The following is a 15,886-nucleotide window of genomic DNA, read 5'->3' on the forward strand; positions in this document are numbered from 1 at the left end:
TCAGCCCGCCGAGGGCTTCGCGGGCGGCGCCACCTTGTCCATGGGCAGGCTGTCCACCAGCTCGGGCCGGGCGGTGGCTCCCCTGCCGTTCAGCCGGGCCACGAACATCGGCTGGAGGAGGGCGTGATCCTCGGCCCGGACCTGCGTCCGGCCCTTCACCCCCTCGAACGTCCAGCCCTCCAGGGCCTTCACCATGGCGGCGGTGTCGGTCGCGCTGCCCTCCTCGACGGCGTGCACGATCATCTGCGCCGCCGTGAAGCCGTCCACGGTGAACAGGTCGGGAGTGCCGCCGGCCTCGCGGACGCCGTCGAGCATGGCCTTCTCCACCGCGTTGCCGCCGCCCGCCCCGGGGAAGTAGTGGGCGAGGAAGGAGACCTTCGCGCCGGCGGCCCCGAAGACCGGGTACGAAGCCGTCCCGGCCAGCCCGGTGACGACCTTGGCCGCCGTCAGCACGCCCTGCTGGTCCAGCGCGGTCCACAGCGCGGGTGCGGTCGCGCCGGCCCAGGCGACGAAGACCAGGTCGGGCGCGCCCGCCTTGACCTGCCGGGCGAAGGGGGTCAGGTCCGTGGCGCTGGGCGGGGCCAGCACGGACCCGACGGTCGCGCCCCCGGCCCCCAGGACCGCCTTGACCGCGGCCACGTTGGCCTGGCCAAAGGTGGAGTCCTGCGCGAGGACGGTGACCTTCTTCCCGGCGGCGTCGCCGAGCATGGCACCCGCGGTGAGGATGTCCTGGTAGGACTGCCGGCCCGAGCGGAAGGTGTACGGGTTGATCCCGGTCACCGCGTCCGTGGCGGCCGGGCCGTCGACGTACAGCACCTTGTTCTGGGCGGCGAGCGGCGCCATCTGGAGGGCGACGCCGGAGTCGGTGGTGCCCGCGAGCACCTTGTAGCCCTTGCCGATCAGGTTCTTCGCGGCGGCGACCGCCTTGCCGGGGTCGCCCGCGTCGTCCTGCTCGGTGACCTCGATCGGGTGGCCGCCCGCCGTGCCGGTGCCCTTCGTCGCGTGGGCGAGGCCCGCCATGAACCCGTCGCGGTACTGCTTCCCGTAGGCGGCGAGCAGGCCCGTACGGGAGTAGACCAGGCCCACCTTGACGGCCTCGTCCTTACCGGCCGCGGAGTCGCCGCCGGCCTGCCCGGCGGCGGTGCATCCCGCCAGGAGCAGGCCGGCGGCGGCGAGCACGGCCGTGGTCAGGAATCTGTGCTGGACGGTGCCTACGGCTCTGCGACGCATGGTGACGGGCTCCTCGGCGTGGTTCGGTGATGTCGGCCGAACCGTACGAACACCGCGTCACCCTCGACATGGTGCAGGGCAACCCACCTGCGCGGGTGCTGGTGTGGGCACCGCACATGGGCACGCCCCGGAGCCTGCCGGGTGACCTCCGGCCGAGCGGCCACGCCCTGGCCCGCACCCTTCCGGCGCCTCGGGACCGCATGCACCGGACCGCGTCCGCTCACCGGTCGCAGGTCACCCGGGGATCGCAGGTCACCCGGCGGTCTCTCAGGGGGCGTCGGCGGCCCGGAGGCCGATCAGTCCGCACACCGTCTCGATGTCCCGCCTCACCTGCGCGATCGACTCCCGGCCCGACAGCCAGGTGATCAGCGCCGAGTGCCAGGTGTGCTCGATGACGCGGACCACGGACAACTGCTCCTGCGTGGGCTCCTCCAGCCCCATGGCGTCGAGCACGATCTCCGTCGTCAGCCGGGATACGGCGTCCACCTCGGCGCTCGCGCCGCGGTCGGCGAACGTCAGCGCGCGTACCATGGCGTCCGCCAGGTGCGGTTCGCGCTGGAGCGCCCGGAAGACCCGCAGGAGGGTCTCGGCGACCCGCCCCGCGGCGTCGTCGCCGGTGGGCGGGTGCTTGCGGAGCGCCCGGCGCAGGTCCTGGAGCTGGTCCTCCATGAGGGCGACCAGCAGGTGGATCTTGGAGGGGAAGTAGCGGTACAGCGTGCCGAGTGCGACCTCGGCGGCCTCCGCCACCTCGCGCATCTGCACGGCCTCGAAACCCCCGCGGCAGGCGAGTTGGGCACCGGCCCGCAGAATGCGGCGGCGGCGGATCGCCTGACGTTCCGTCAGGGGAGGCGCGGCCCCTCTGGCTTCGGCTGTCATCCGTCCCATCCAAGGCTTCCGGGCCCGCGGCGGCGGGGAGACCGTGACGTCCGCGCCGGGGAACCGTGCGGATCCATGCCGGAGGCATCCGCACGCCCGGCCCCGCGCCGACGGAACGGGAACGGGTTCCCTGTCCGGTGGGCGGACGGCCCCCGGGCGTGCGGAGCGCAGCAGGGCGGCCCCCGTGGCGCGAATCACCTGATCCGGCCGTCACACCGACGCTACCTGCCGGTAGATTCGTTGGTGGTTGAACGCACCAGTCTGAAACTTGTTCTAGATTAGCGCGACCGGTTACGCTCCGGCGAAAACGCAGTGAGAAGGGGGCCGAGTGTGACCGCTGAGGCCATTGAGACGGGCCCCTTCGCGGGCGGCGGCGCACCGGAGACCCTCGGGGAACGGCCGTTGCGCATCGCGCTGCTGACCTACAAGGGCAACCCCTTCTGCGGCGGCCAGGGCGTCTACATACGCCACCTCGGCCGCGAACTGGCCCGGCTGGGCCACCGCGTCGAGGTGATCGGCGCCCAGCCCTACCCCGTACTCGACGAGGGCGTCCCGCTCACCGAGCTGCCTAGCCTCGACCTGTACCGCCAGCCCGACCCGTTCCGGACCCCCGGGCGCGGCGAGTACCGCGACTGGATCGACCTCGCCGAGGTCGCCACCATGCGCACGGGCGGCTTCCCCGAGCCCCTGACCTTCAGTCTTCGGGCCCGCCGCCATCTCCTGGCCCGGCGCGGCGACTTCGACGTCGTCCACGACAACCAGACGCTCGGCTACGGACTGCTCGGCGACCTGGGCGCCCCCCTCGTCACCACGATCCACCACCCCATCACCGTCGACCGGCAACTGGACCTCGCCGCCGCCGGGACAAGGGCCCGGCGGCTGTCCGTACGCCGCTGGTACGCCTTCACCCGCATGCAGAAGCGCGTCGCGCGCCGGCTGCCGTCCGTCCTCACCGTCTCCGGCTCCTCCCGGCAGGAGATCGTCGAGCACCTCGGGGTACGCCCCGACCGCGTCCGGGTCGTCCACATCGGGGCCGACACCGACCTCTGGTCGCCCGACCCCTCGGTCGCCCAGGTGCCCGGCCGGATCGTCACCACCTCCAGCGCCGACGTCCCGCTCAAGGGCCTCGTCCACCTGGTGGAGGCGCTGGCCGAGCTCCGTCGGGAGAACCCGCGGGCGCACCTCGTGGTCGTCGGCAAGCGGGCCGAGGACGGGCCCGTCGCCCGGGCCGTCGCACGCCACGGCCTCCAGGACGCCGTCGAGTTCGTCAAGGGCATCAGCGACGCCGAACTCGTCGACCTGGTCCGCAGCGCCCAGATCTCCTGCGTCCCCTCGCTGTACGAGGGCTTCTCGCTGCCCGCGGCCGAGGCCATGGCCACCGGAACCCCGCTCGTGGCCACCACGGGCGGCGCCATCCCCGAGGTCGCCGGGCCCGACGGCGAGACGTGCCTCGCCGTGCCGCCAGGCGACGCCGGCGCCCTGGCCGCCGCGCTGGGCCGGCTCCTCGGCGACCGTGAACTGCGCGCCCGGCTCGGCGCGGCCGGCCGCGCCAGGGTGCTGGCCCACTTCACCTGGGCCAGGGCCGCCGTCGGCACCGCCGAGCTGTACCGTCAGGCGATCGCAGCCCGGGGAGTGCGCAGATGACCGCGCCCGTGGCGTGTGCGACCCCCACCCCCGACCGCGAAGGCAGGCCCCCGTGCTGACCGTCGACTTCACCCGCTTCCCGCTCGCCGCAGGCGACCGGGTGCTCGACCTGGGCTGCGGCGCCGGCCGTCACGCCTTCGAGTGCTACCGGCGCGGCGCCCAGGTGGTGGCCCTGGACCGGAACGGCGAGGAGATCCGCGAGGTCGCGAAGTGGTTCGCGGCCATGAAGGAAGCGGGGGAGGCCCCCGAGGGCGCCACCGCCACCGCGATGGAGGGCGACGCCCTCAACCTGCCGTTCCCCGACGACTCCTTCGACGTCGTGATCATCTCCGAGGTGATGGAGCACATCCCCGACGACAAGGGCGTACTGGCCGAGATGGTCCGCGTCCTGCGGCCCGGCGGCCGGATCGCGATCACCGTGCCCCGCTACGGCCCCGAGAAGGTCTGCTGGACGCTCTCCGACGCCTACCACGAGGTCGAGGGCGGCCACATCCGGATCTACCGGGCCGACGAACTGCTCGGCAAGATCCGCGAAGCCGGCCTCAAGCCCTACGGCACCCACCACGCGCACGCCCTGCACAGCCCCTACTGGTGGCTCAAGTGCGCCTTCGGGGTCGGCCGCGACGGCGAGGACGCCGCCCTGCCGGTGCGGGCGTACCACAAGCTGCTGGTCTGGGACATCATGAAGAAGCCCCTGGCCACCCGGGCCGCCGAACAGCTGCTCAACCCCGTCCTCGGCAAGAGCTTCGTGGCGTACGCGACCAAGCCGCACCTCCCGAAGGCCGATGCGTGAGCACGCCCGAGAGGACCGAACACCTCGTCCTGCCCGGAGTCCTCACCGCCGAGCAGGCCGCCGAGACCGTGGCCGCCCTGCTCGCCGAGCAGCGCGAGGACGGGGCGCTGCCCTGGTTCCGCGGACACCACCTCGACCCGTGGGACCACACGGAGACCGCCATGGCCCTGGACGCGGCCGGTGAGCACACCGCCGCCGCCCGCGCCTACGCGTGGCTCGCCCGGCACCAGAACGAGGACGGCTCCTGGTACGCCGCCTACCACGACGGCGACCCGGAGCACCCCACCGACCTCGGCCGCGAGACCAACTTCTGCGCCTACGTGGCCGTCGGCGTCTGGCACCACTACCTGGCCACCGGCGACGACGCGTTCGCCGACCGCATGTGGCCGACGGTCTACGCGGCGATCGAGTTCGTCCTGCGGCTCCAGCAGCCCGGCGGCCAGATCGGCTGGAAGCGGGAGGCCGACGGCACCCCCGTCACCGACGCCCTGCTGACCGGCTCCTCCTCCGTCCACCACGCGCTGCGCTGCGCCCTGGCGCTGGCCGAACAGCGCGAGGAGCCGCAGCCCGACTGGGAGCTCGCGGCCGGAGCGCTCCGCCACGCGATCCGCAGCCACCCCGAGCGGTTCCTCGACAAGAGCCGCTACTCGATGGACTGGTACTACCCGGTCCTCGGCGGGGCGGTCACCGGCCTGGACGCCACCCGGCGGATCAAGGCCGGCTGGGACCGCTTCGTCGTCCCCGGCCTCGGGGTGCGCTGCGTCGTGCCCAACCCGTGGGTGACGGGCGGCGAGAGCTGCGAACTCGCCCTGGCGCTCTGGGTCACGGGGGAGTCCGACCGGGCGCTGGAGATCCTGCAGTCCGTCCAGCACCTGCGCGCCGAGGACGGCCTGTACTGGACGGGCTACGTCTTCGAGGGCGAGCGGGCCGTATGGCCCGAGGAACGCACCACCTGGACGGCCGGTTCCCTGCTGCTCGCGGTGGCCGCGCTCGGAGGGGACGAGGCGACCACCGCGGTGTTCGGCGGCGAGCGGCTGCCGACCGGCCTGGAACCCGACTGCTGCGGTTAGCCGGGCCTTCGGCCTGCGGCGGCCTGCCGACGGCCCCTCAGCGGCGGATCCTGCCGGCCACCGCGTGACCGACGAACAGGTAGACGACGGCGGCCAGACCGTATCCGGCGACGACCCGGGCCCACGCCGCGTCGAACGTGAACAGATCGTACGACCAGCCGGCCAGCCAGCGGGCGGACTCCTGGACGAACTGCACCAGGTCGTTGGCCCGGTTGGCGTCGAGCAGGTACATCAGGATCCACAGAATGATGATGAACGCCATGATGTCCGCGACCAGGGCGATGACACGTGCGGCGGTACTGCTTCCTGTGCCTGTTCTGGGAGACATGCTCTCCGGATTGCCGCTCTCCGGTGGGTGAAACCCGTACGGTGTGCGCCGCCTGGCGGCCGGCCCCCCGCACGCGCGGGCCCGGCGGAGGGCCCCGCACGCCCGTCACCCCGGGAGAAGTCAGGCCGGTGCCGCCCCCGGTGTCCCGTTCCGGGCGGAACGGACCTCGTCCGGCCGGGGCCGGAGCGCCGGCCCCGGGGACGCCACCGGCCCCCCGCCCGGAAGGACGAGGGGCCGGCGGGCGGACGGGTCAGCCGCGCTGAATGCCCGTGGTGTCCTGCAGCACGCCGCGACGGCCGTCCTGCGTCTGGGCGATGAGCCCCGGACCGCGCTGCTCGACGGCCAGGTACCAGGTACCGGGAGCGAGTTCGGCGATCGGGTTCGGGGCGCCGTCCTCGCCGTACAACGGACGGGCCACCGGCACCGCGAACCAGAAGGGCGTGAAGTCCCCGGCCGGCGGGGCCTGCTGCGCCGCCGGCTGGGCCTCCGCACCGCCGGGCTGGGCGCCGTACGGCTGGGGCTGGCCCGGCTGTGCGCCGTAGGGCTGCTGGGCACCCGGGTAGCCGTATCCCTGGCCGGGCTGCTGGCCGTACGGCGACTGCACGGCCTGGGCCGGGCGCGGGGCGCCCACGAGCGGACCCTTGAGCGCGGGGACCAGCGGGCCGGCGACAGCGCCGCCGGCCAGCACGAGGGCGGCCAGCAGCCCGAGGATCAGACCGGCGCCCGCGTCGTTCGCGTCGATGATCGTCCAGAACGCCGTCCAGAGCGAGAACACCGTGAACGCGGCGCCGAACTGGCCGAGTTCCAGCCCGGCTACCTTGCGGCCCGGCATGGCGCGGGCCACGATCAGCAGCGCCGCGCCGATGATGCCGGCGAGGTAGATGCTCATCAGGAGCGAGAGCGAGTCCCAGGCGTTCGCGCTGTATGCGGAACAGTCGACACCCGACGGGCAGTCGAAGCCGGAGAGGTCGAGGAAAGAGGCGATGAACAGCACGACCGCTGCTCCGATCACCACGCCGTCGCCTCGAGTGAGGGAGCGGATATTCACGTGAAGGTCCTTAGTCGGTCGTCTCGTCGGGGCGGTCGTCGATGCCGCCTGTGCGGCGGGTACGGCGCGAAGCTCGGGGGCGGCTCCCCATCGTACGGATGAATCTATCGTCTGCCCGGACGGGTTGGGTCCCTGACCGGACCTCTGACGGGCCGTCCCGCCGAGGCCCCCACCCTCACCGCTGAACTACCTCTTCAGATGGCTGCTGACGCCGTCGGCGATACCGAGAGCCGCACTCCGGCGCCAGTCCGCGCTCATCAGCAGGGCGGCGTCCTTCGGATCTCGCATATTGCCGCATTCGACGAAGACTTTGGGCACGGTCGACAGATTCAGGCCGCCGAGATCTTCTCTGGTGTCCAGCCCGGTAGAGGCGCCGACGTAATTGGAAGGGGCGCTTCCGGTGACCCGTACGAAATTCCCGGCGATGCGCTCGCCGAGATCACGCGAGGCGGCCACGATCCCCGCGGTGTCCGCGGCGCCTCCGCGCACCTTCGCGGGAAGGATCACGTGGAAGCCCCGGTTGCCGACCGCCGAACCGTCGGCGTGGACCGAGACGACGGCGTCGGCGTGGGCCTCGTTGCCGATCCGGGCCCGCTCGTCGACGCACGGCCCGAACGGGCGGTCGTCGTCCTGGGTGAGGACCACCCGCGCCCCCCGCGCCTCCAGCAGCGCGCGCAGCCGGCGCGAGACATCGAGGGTGAACCTGGCCTCCGCGTAACCGGAGTCGGTGGACGTGCCCGTGGTGTCGCACTCCTTGTGCCCGGTGCCGATGTCCACCTGGCGGTTGATCTCGCGGGTGTGGTCGCGGTTGCGGGGGTTGTGGCCGGGGTCGATCACCACGGTCCTGCCCGTGAGCGGGCCACGCGGCAGCGGTTTCGCGGACGTCGGCGCGGCGGAAGCGCCGCTGTCGGACGGGGAGGCCCCAGGGCTCGGGGGCGCGGCGGACGGAGAGGCCGTCGCGGAGGCCGGGGCCGCACCGCCGCCGGGGAGGGGCCCCGCCTGACCGGCCCCGCCGCCGCCCGCGCACCCCGCGGCGGTCAGGCAGACGGCCACCAGGACCGCCGCGGCCGGCATCGCCCGCCCGAGGGCGGTCGGGAGTTGTGGGGGAGGAGGGCTGTCGTCGTCGCGCACGTCGTGATGCTATCCGTGCCCCTCAGACACCCGGCCCCGAACGCCGCAGGACCCGCAGCGAGTCCGTCACCGAGATCTCGGTGAACGCGCCGGATCCCAAGGCGCGTCGGTAGATCCGGTAAGGCGCCTGCCCACCGTCGGCCGGGTCGGGGAACACGTCGTGGATGACGAGCAGCCCGCCCTCGGCGACCTTCGGGGCCCACCCCTCGTAGTCGGCGTTCGCGTGCTCGTCGGTGTGCCCGCCGTCGATGAAGACGAGACCGAGCCGCCCGCCCCACACGGCGGCGACCTGCGGGGAGCGTCCGACGAGCGCCACCACGTGCTCCTCCAGACCGGCCGCGTGCAGCGTCCGGCGGAAGGTGGGCAGGGTGTCCATCCGGCCGGCCTCGGGATCCACCACCGACGGGTCGTGGTACTCCCAGCCCGGCTGCTGCTCCTCGCTGCCCCGGTGGTGGTCGACGGTGAGCGCGGTCACCCCGGCCGCCCGGGCGGCGTCGGCGAGCAGGATCGTGGAGCGCCCGCAGTAGGTGCCGACCTCCAGCAGCGGCAGTCCGAGCGCGCCGGCGTCGACGGCCGCCGCGTACAGGGCGAGCCCTTCGTGCGCCGGCATGAAGCCCTTCGCGGCCTCGAACGCGGCGAGAATCTCCGGCGTGGGCCCGGCAGCGGACTCGGCGGCCACGGGGTTCCTCCTGGTGGGACGGTGGATCGGGACGGCGCCCCATCGTGCCGTACGCCCCCGCGGCACGGGTCGGCGGGGGCGTACGCGGGCGGGGCCGGGTGTCTCCCGGCCGCCGCTCACCCCGCGGGGGTTCGACGCTCCGCGGCGCTGACGGCGACCACGGCGCGGTCCAGCTCCGGCATGGGCCCCGCGGCGGCCGTCGCGTCGTCCGTGCTGCTGGCCAGCAGCACCGGACGGGCGGGCCCTTGCGAGGGCAGGAAGGCGGCCAGCAGCAGGCCGACCAGCACGGCACCCGTCGCGATCATGAAGGAGGTCCGGAAGCCGTCCATGGTGGGTACGTCCACGGTGCCCATCCGCGCCGAGGTGTTCGCCAGCACCATGCCGATCACCGCGCTGGACAGCGAGGTGCCGATCGAACGCATCAGCGTGTTCAGCCCGTTGGCCGCGCCGGTCTCGGACGCGTCGACCGCGCCGATGATCAGGGCGGGCAGTGAGGAGTAGGCGAGCCCGATACCGGCCCCGAGCACCACCGCGATCACCACGGTCTGCCAGGCGGCGCTCATCAGGCCGAGCCCCGCCCCGTACCCGACCGCGATGACCAGCATGCCGAGCATCAGGGTGGCTTTGGGCCCGCGACGGGCGGAGAGCCGGGCGTACAGCGGGGCCACGAACATCATCGTGAGGCCCAGCGGCGCCACGCAGAGGCCCGCCACGACCATGGACTGCCCGAGCCCGTACCCCGTGGACGCGGGCAGCTGGAGCAGTTGCGGGAGCACCAGGGACACGGCGTAGAAGGCGACCCCGACCATGATCGAGACCAGGTTGGTGAGGAGCACCTCGCGGCGGGCGCTGGTGCGCAGATCGACCAGCGGTGCCGGGCTGCGCAGCTCGAAGAGCCCCCACGCCACCAGGATCAGCAGCGACGCCGCGATCAGCCCGAGGGTCAGGGGCGAGGTCCAGCCCCAGTCCCCTCCCTTGGTCACGGGGAGCAGCAGGCAGACCAGGCCGAGGGAGAGCCCCAGCGCGCCGACGAGGTCGAAGCGCCCCGGGGCGCGCAGCGCGGACTCCGGTACGACGAGGACGGTCAGGGCCATGGCCAGCACCCCGAGCACCGCCGAGGCTATGAAGAGCGTGTGCCAGTCGGCGTGCTGGGCGATGAGCGCGGCGGCGGGCAGGGCGAGTCCGCCGCCCACCCCGATCGACGAGCTCATGAGAGCCATCGCCGAACCGAGCTTCTCGCGCGGCAGCACGTCGCGCATGATGCCGATGCCCAGCGGGATCGCGCCCATGGCGAAGCCCTGGAGGGCACGCCCCACGATCATGACCACGAGATCGTGGGTGGTGGCGCAGACCAGCGAGCCGATCACCATGACGGCGAGGCTGGCCAGCAGCATCCGGCGCTTGCCGTACAGGTCACCGAGCCGGCCCATGATCGGGGTCGAGACGGCTCCGGCGAGCAGGGTGGCGGTCATCACCCACGTCGCGTTCGCGGGATCGGTGCCGAGCAGCGCGGGCAGGTCCTTGATGACGGGGACGAGCAGGGTCTGCATCACCGCGACGGTGATCCCCGCGAACGCGAGCACGGGGACCACGCCACGGCCCTCGCGTGGCCCGGCCGGTTCCCCGGTGAGCTGTCCGGTCGTCGTCCGTTGCATACGTGGGGCCTCCGAGGGCGGGGAAGTGGAAAGGGGCCGGACAGGGCAGAACGCGGCCGGCGGGCCGCCCGGGCGTCGGGGCACGGGCAGCACCGGGTCGCCGCGTGCGGGCGGCGCCGGCCACGAACTGTGTGCACACTGAACGCTTTCGTGCACGCGGGGTATTCCGGTGAACGGACCGCGAACGGGGGGCGGTCCGCAGCAGAGGGTCCTACGTCGTCGGTCGCGGTCCCGTACCGCCCGCACACCGATGTACCGGGCACAGATCGCCTGGGAGGATGACACCCATGGTTGACCTCTCCACGCCCACGCGGCTGCCCGCCCGTTCGAGAACCCGCACCTGGGCCGTGGTCGTCGCGGCCTGCACCGGCCAGTTCCTGGTCGTCCTCGACGTGTCCGTCGTCAATGTGGCGCTGCCCTCCATGCGGGACGACCTCGCACTGAGCGCTCCCGGGCTGCAGTGGGTCGTCAACGCCTACTCGATCGCCTTCGCCGGCTTCATGCTGCTCGGTGGGCGGGCCGCCGACATCTACGGCCGCAAGCGGATGTTCCTGACCGGGCTCGGCCTCTTCACCGCCGCCTCCCTGGCCGGCGGACTCGCCCAGGAGGGCTGGCACCTGCTGGCCGCCCGCGCCGCGCAGGGGCTGGGCGCCGCCGTCCTCTCCCCGGCGACCCTCACGCTCCTCACGGCCGCCGTCCCCGAGGGCCCCGCCCGATCGCGGGCGATCGGCACCTGGATGGCGGTCGGGGCGGGCGGCGGCGCCGCGGGCGGGCTGATCGGCGGTGTCCTCACCGGCGCCCTCTCCTGGCGCTGGGTCCTGCTCATCAACGTGCCGGTCGGCGCCCTCGTCCTGGCCGGTGCCGCGCTGTGGCTGGCCGAGGGCCGGGCGGGCGACCGGCGCCGCGTCGACCTGCCGGGCGCGGTCCTCGTCACGGCGGGCCTCGCCTCGGTCGCGTACGGCATCGTGCAGACCGAGGCCGCCGGCTGGGGGGCCGCCGTCACCCTCGGGCCGCTGCTCGGCGGATTCGCCCTGCTCGGCGTCTTCGTCCTCGTCGAGGCGCGCACGGCGGCCCCGCTGATGCCGCTGCGCGTCCTCGGGGTGCGGGCCGTCTCGGCGGCCAACGTGTCGATGCTGCTGATGGGTTCGGCCACCTTCTGCATGTGGTACTTCATGACCGTGTACTCCCAGAACGTGCTGGGATACACGCCGATGGAGGCCGGCCTCGCCCTCATGCCGAGCTCGGCCGCCGTCGTCGTCGCCTCGAAGGCCGCACCCCGCCTCATGATGTGGACCGGTGCCAAGGCCCTGGCCGTGACCGGCTTCCTGGTCACCGCCGCCGGCTTCGGCTGGCAGTCCACGATGGGCGTGCACGGCTCGTACCTCACCGCCGTCTGCCTCCCCGGCGTCCTGATGATGGCCGGGGCCGGACTGGCCTCCACCCCGCTGGCCACGCTCGCCACCTCGGGAGCCGCACCCGGTGACGCCGGCCTCGTCTCCGGGCTCGTCAACACCTCCCGCACCATGGGGGGCGCGCTGGGTCTCGCGGTGCTCTCGACGGTGGCCGCCGCACGCACCGGGGGCTCCACGGCGGCGGCGGACATCACGGCCGGCTACGCGACGGCCTTCCGCACGGCCACCGGGGTGCTGCTGGCGGGCGTGGTGCTGATGCTCGTGTGGCTGCCGGGCAGGCCCCGGAAACAGGCGGGCTGACGTTCTCTCCGTGACCGGGTCGGAGCCGTTTCCCACGGGTTCGCCGGGACGCCCCAGCGGCAGGGGTGCAGGGACCGCGCGACGACAGAGGCCGAGCGCCGGGCGGACCGTGAACGCCGAGGGCCGCCACGGCCGTTCGGCCGTGGCGGCCCGGTGTCCCCTGCGACGCGGTTCAGGCCGCCGCGCTGCCGCTCCCCTGGGAGGGGCGGCGATGGCGTCCGTGCGGCTGCGCGGCGGTGTTCTCCGCCGACGCGCCCCCTCTGTGTTTTCCGGAGCCGCCGGCGTCGGCCCGTTCCGCGTCCGCCGTCGGCGGGCGCGTGCGGGTCGTGTCGGTTCGGACCTCAGACATGTGGAAAGTCTCCCCGTTGCAATCGCCTACATGTGTGCACCGGGCCCGCCACCGCCAACCGACGCGGTCACCGTCGGTACCGCACGGAACGGCCGCGTAGCCCGGCCCGGAGTTTATCCAGTCGCCGTGCGGCCGGTCAGCGGCGCCTGGCCGAGCGGGACCGGTCTGCATACGGCGGGCGAGCCCGCCCCCGGCGGTTCCGTGCCGTGCGCGGACGTCCGGCACGTCTCTTCCGCCGGTGCCTCGACCAGGGCCACGGCGCACGGCACACCCTCCTGCGCGTACGGGAGGTGCAGGACCCCTTCCCGGGACCAGAACCCCGTCCCGGCCAGCCATCCCTCCGGTGCGGCACACAGGTGGAGCCGGCGCCCCTGCGGGCGCCAGAGCCCGACCCAGCTGCCCGCCGGTCCGTCCATCCGCAGCGCCACCGCGCAGCTCTCGGGCATCAGCATCCGGCCCGGCTGCACGGCGAACGGCGTCACGGTCACGTCCGGGGGGTGCAGGCACTCGGGGAAGCGCACCGGCAGGCAGCTGCCGAGCACCCCCCAGCCGAGGCGGTCGGATCCCGGAGCGTCCGAGCGGATCAGCAGCAGTCCGCTGTCCGGGTCGGCCAGCAGCAGCCGGTCGTTGCTGTCCGGCGCGATCTGCAGCAGCGGTGTCACCACACCGCCCCGGCCCAGGTCCACGGCGACGGCCTTCACCGGTCCCCCGCCCGGCAGCCGCCGGTCCAGGGCGAGCAGTCGGCCCTCCCGGTCCAGCCATGAGCCGCCCGAACAGAAGCCCGGTACGTCGGCGATGTGTTCGGGCCCGTAGGCGCCACCGGCCACGAGCCAGACGGCGGTGGAGCGGTGACCAGGGAGCAGGGCGTAGGCGCTCATGCCGTCGGGGGACGGGGGCAGGAGGACCGGCGCTTCGCCTGCGAGGGAGCCGAGGGGGAGTTCGCCCGTCCCCGGCCCGGTCGGGTAGAGGAGTGAGAACGCGTGCCGGTCGGCCACCCGCCGCCGGATCAGGACCCGTCCGTCGGAGAGGGGCAGCACGTCGGAGTCGGCTTCCTCAGGCTGGTCGAGAGGGAGGGGGACGGCGTAGGGCTCGGGGCCGTCGAGGGTCCACCGCTCGGTGAACCAGGCCGGATCGCCGCTCTCCCCGTCGGTACCGCCCCCGGCCGCAGCCGTGAGCCGGGCGGCGTACGAGTGGTCGGCGGCGATGGTGAGCGCCGGCGGCACGAGACGCGGGGGCGGGACAGGCCGGGCGTGGGCGCCGGTTCCGGCCGCCCGGGGTGCCGTGGCGTTCCGGGGCGTGGGCCGGGCCCGGGGTGCGGGCTCTGCCGGGGGGCTGTCCTGGGCCGTCGTCCTGGCCGGGGATGCGGGTGCGTCCTGGGGCGTGGGTGTGGGTGTGGGGGCGTTCAGGGGTGTGGGCCGGGCCTGGGGTGCGGGCTCTGCCGGGGGGCCGTTCCGGGCCGTCGTGCTGGCCGGGGCGCCGTCCGGCCCCCGGGGGCCCGGCCTGTCGAGCGGGCCGTGCTCCTGGTGGTCACCGGGCGCGGAGGACGCGCCGGCTCCGACGGCACCCCGGACCTCAGCGGCACCCCGGACCTCCACGGCACCCCGGGCCTCCACGGCACCCCGGACCTCCACGGCACCTCCGACTCCGACGGCTTCCCGGGCCTCAACGGTTTCCCGCACCCCGAAGGCACCTGGCGACGCAACGGCCTTGCTGCGCAACGGTGCCGCACCGGCGCCGGCGGTCCTGGCGGCGCCGGCCGAGGTGGCCGCAGCGACCGCCGTGGCGGTCCCCGCGCCGCCGCCGACGGGCTGCGCTCCTGCCGTCCCGATATACGCGGCCGCTCCGGCGGGCATCGTGGCCGCGCGGGACCAGCCGCCTCCGCGCGCCCTGCCGCGCACCCCGGCGGTCCCGGAGACCGCGCCCCCGCCGGACAGGTTCGACTTCCCGCCGGACAGGTCCGGCCCCCCGCTTCCGTAGACGAGGGGTTTCCCGGACTCGGCGGGTGCGTCCGTTCCCGCGGGCCCGGGCGCGAGGTCCACCGTCGTGGCAGCCTTCGCGGGCCCTGTGGTCTCGTTCCCGGCAGTACAGACAGTCATGGTGCGGTCACCTCCGGCCACCGAAGCTAGTTTTCGCACGTCCTGCCGGACAACACGAGACATCGCACTTCACACATACGGGTGGCGGTGTCCCGGTTTGCCTGAAGGGGAGGGGGTGGCTGTGCTGACGGTGACACGTGTGAAAGGTTAGCCTTCCCTAAGATTTTCTGGTGAGAGTCCCGAACTGGAGCGAATGATGTCCCTTCGACGCCGCGGTACCGCCGCAGTCGGCCTGGCGGTGGCTGCCGCCCTTTCCCTCTCGGCGTGCGGTGGTGACGACACGTCGGGGGACTCCGCGTCGGCCAGCGCCGGGGGCGACAAGAAGGCGTCCGTCGCCACGGGCGGCAAGGACTTCGGTGACGCCGCGAAGAAGACCGCGGGGTACGGCACGGACGCCGAGGCCGGCGAATTCCCCCGTACGGTCACCCACGCCATGGGCAGCACCGAGATCAAGGCCGCGCCCCGGCGCGTCGTCGTCCTGGACGTCGGTGAGTTCGACAACGTGGTCTCGCTTGGTGTGAAGCCCGTGGGCTACGCACCGTCCGAGGGCGACGCTGCCATCCCGTCGTACCTGGAGAAGGACGCCGGTGAGCCCAAGAGCGTCGGCACGATCAACAGCCTGAACCTGGAAGCGATCGCCGGCCTGAAGCCCGACCTGATCCTCGGCAGCCAGCTGCGCGCCGCCGACAAGTACGACGAACTCTCCAAGATCGCGCCGACCGTCTTCTCCATCCGCCCGGGCTTCACCTGGAAGGAGAACTACCTCCTCAACGCGGCCGCGCTCGACAGGACGGCGAAGGCCGAGGCCGAGCTCGCCGCGTACGAGGCGAAGGCCAAGAAGCTCGGCGAGGACATCGGCCCGGACAAGCCGACGATCTCCATGGTCCGCTACCTCCCGGACCGGATCCGCCTGTACGCGAAGGCCTCCTTCATCGGCACCATCCTGGAGGACGCCGGTCTGCCCCGGCCCAAGAACCAGCAGATCGACGACCTCGCCACGGAGATCAGCCCGGAGAACATCGACCAGGCCGACGCCGACTGGATCTTCACGGGCGTCTACGGCGACGCGAAGGCCACCGAGCGCGACACCGCCCAGGCCAACCCGCTGTGGAAGAACCTCGACGCGGTCAAGGCCGGCCGGGCCAAGGACGTCCCGGACGAGACCTGGTACCTCGGCCTCGGGGTCACCTCGGCCGACCTCGTACTGGACGACCTCCGGGCCGACCTCGTGAAGTAACGGTTCGTGACCGGCCGGAGCCCGCCCGTACGGGCTCC

The 15,886-nt window shown here is 73.5% G+C and carries 14 protein-coding genes; 5 read left to right on the plus strand and 9 right to left on the minus strand.

Translation table 11 applies throughout. The annotated features are described in order from the left end of the window. Both ACH4VO_RS18680 and ACH4VO_RS18685 read right to left on the minus strand, forming a co-directional pair. Positions 1-1,230: a substrate-binding domain-containing protein gene (locus ACH4VO_RS18680; protein ID WP_360989851.1), complete on the minus strand. Its 1,230-nt coding sequence runs from the start codon at positions 1,228-1,230 to the stop codon at positions 1-3. A gap of 267 nt (positions 1,231-1,497) precedes the next feature. Next, entirely contained in the window at positions 1,498-2,106 is a 609-nt protein-coding gene (locus ACH4VO_RS18685) for a TetR family transcriptional regulator (protein WP_360989854.1), read from the minus strand. Positions 2,107-2,436: 330 nt separating this feature from the next. Here ACH4VO_RS18685 and ACH4VO_RS18690 point away from each other — a divergent pair, with 330 nt between their 5' ends. From ACH4VO_RS18690 to ACH4VO_RS18700, 3 genes are read left to right on the plus strand one after another with little or no spacing between them, the layout of a single operon-like run. Beyond that, entirely contained in the window at positions 2,437-3,750 is a 1,314-nt protein-coding gene (locus tag ACH4VO_RS18690; RefSeq protein WP_360989857.1) for a glycosyltransferase family 4 protein, read from the plus strand. A 52-nt stretch (positions 3,751-3,802) separates the two neighbouring features. Beyond that, positions 3,803-4,543, plus strand: a complete 741-nt coding sequence (locus tag ACH4VO_RS18695) for a class I SAM-dependent methyltransferase (protein ID WP_360989859.1) — start codon at positions 3,803-3,805, stop codon at positions 4,541-4,543. Continuing rightward, entirely contained in the window at positions 4,540-5,613 is a 1,074-nt protein-coding gene (locus ACH4VO_RS18700; RefSeq protein WP_360989862.1) for a prenyltransferase, read from the plus strand. The genes ACH4VO_RS18695 and ACH4VO_RS18700 overlap by 4 nt, the downstream gene beginning before the upstream one ends. Before the next feature lie 37 nt (positions 5,614-5,650). Here ACH4VO_RS18700 and ACH4VO_RS18705 read toward each other — a convergent pair whose 3' ends face one another. From ACH4VO_RS18705 to ACH4VO_RS18725, 5 genes are all read right to left on the minus strand, one after another. Further along, positions 5,651-5,941 (minus strand): hypothetical protein, encoded by a 291-nt coding sequence (locus tag ACH4VO_RS18705; RefSeq protein WP_360989865.1) that lies wholly within the window; start codon positions 5,939-5,941, stop codon positions 5,651-5,653. A 250-nt stretch (positions 5,942-6,191) separates the two neighbouring features. Then, positions 6,192-6,989: a hypothetical protein gene (locus ACH4VO_RS18710; RefSeq protein ID WP_360989868.1), complete on the minus strand. Its 798-nt coding sequence runs from the start codon at positions 6,987-6,989 to the stop codon at positions 6,192-6,194. A 186-nt stretch (positions 6,990-7,175) separates the two neighbouring features. Then, positions 7,176-8,063, minus strand: a complete 888-nt coding sequence (locus ACH4VO_RS18715; RefSeq protein WP_360990071.1) for an N-acetylmuramoyl-L-alanine amidase — start codon at positions 8,061-8,063, stop codon at positions 7,176-7,178. Positions 8,064-8,142: 79 nt separating this feature from the next. After that, positions 8,143-8,799, minus strand: coding sequence for a class I SAM-dependent methyltransferase (locus ACH4VO_RS18720; protein ID WP_360989870.1), 657 nt, complete (start codon positions 8,797-8,799; stop codon positions 8,143-8,145). A gap of 116 nt (positions 8,800-8,915) precedes the next feature. Next, the gene (locus ACH4VO_RS18725) at positions 8,916-10,454 is read right to left on the minus strand and encodes an MFS transporter (RefSeq protein ID WP_360989872.1); all 1,539 of its coding nucleotides are present in this window, start codon (positions 10,452-10,454) and stop codon (positions 8,916-8,918) included. A gap of 278 nt (positions 10,455-10,732) precedes the next feature. Here ACH4VO_RS18725 and ACH4VO_RS18730 point away from each other — a divergent pair, with 278 nt between their 5' ends. Then, complete coding sequence (locus ACH4VO_RS18730; protein WP_360989874.1) at positions 10,733-12,166, plus strand: MFS transporter; 1,434 nt, start codon at positions 10,733-10,735, stop codon at positions 12,164-12,166. Between the two features lie 172 nt (positions 12,167-12,338). Here the strand turns inward: ACH4VO_RS18730 and ACH4VO_RS18735 are convergent, their stop codons facing one another. Both ACH4VO_RS18735 and ACH4VO_RS18740 read right to left on the minus strand, forming a co-directional pair. Further along, a complete protein-coding gene (locus ACH4VO_RS18735; protein ID WP_360989877.1) occupies positions 12,339-12,515 on the minus strand; it encodes a hypothetical protein in 177 nt (58 codons plus the stop codon). Positions 12,516-12,628: 113 nt separating this feature from the next. Then, positions 12,629-13,921: a hypothetical protein gene (locus ACH4VO_RS18740; protein WP_360990074.1), complete on the minus strand. Its 1,293-nt coding sequence runs from the start codon at positions 13,919-13,921 to the stop codon at positions 12,629-12,631. An 886-nt stretch (positions 13,922-14,807) separates the two neighbouring features. On the opposite strand from ACH4VO_RS18740, the gene ACH4VO_RS18745 reads away from it, so the two are divergent. Beyond that, complete coding sequence (locus ACH4VO_RS18745) at positions 14,808-15,848, plus strand: iron-siderophore ABC transporter substrate-binding protein (protein WP_360989879.1); 1,041 nt, start codon at positions 14,808-14,810, stop codon at positions 15,846-15,848. Positions 15,849-15,886 lie beyond the last annotated feature (38 nt).

This window comes from Streptomyces sp. NPDC020780 (genome assembly GCF_044334475.1).
In the GTDB taxonomy this organism is placed as follows: domain Bacteria; phylum Actinomycetota; class Actinomycetes; order Streptomycetales; family Streptomycetaceae; genus Streptomyces.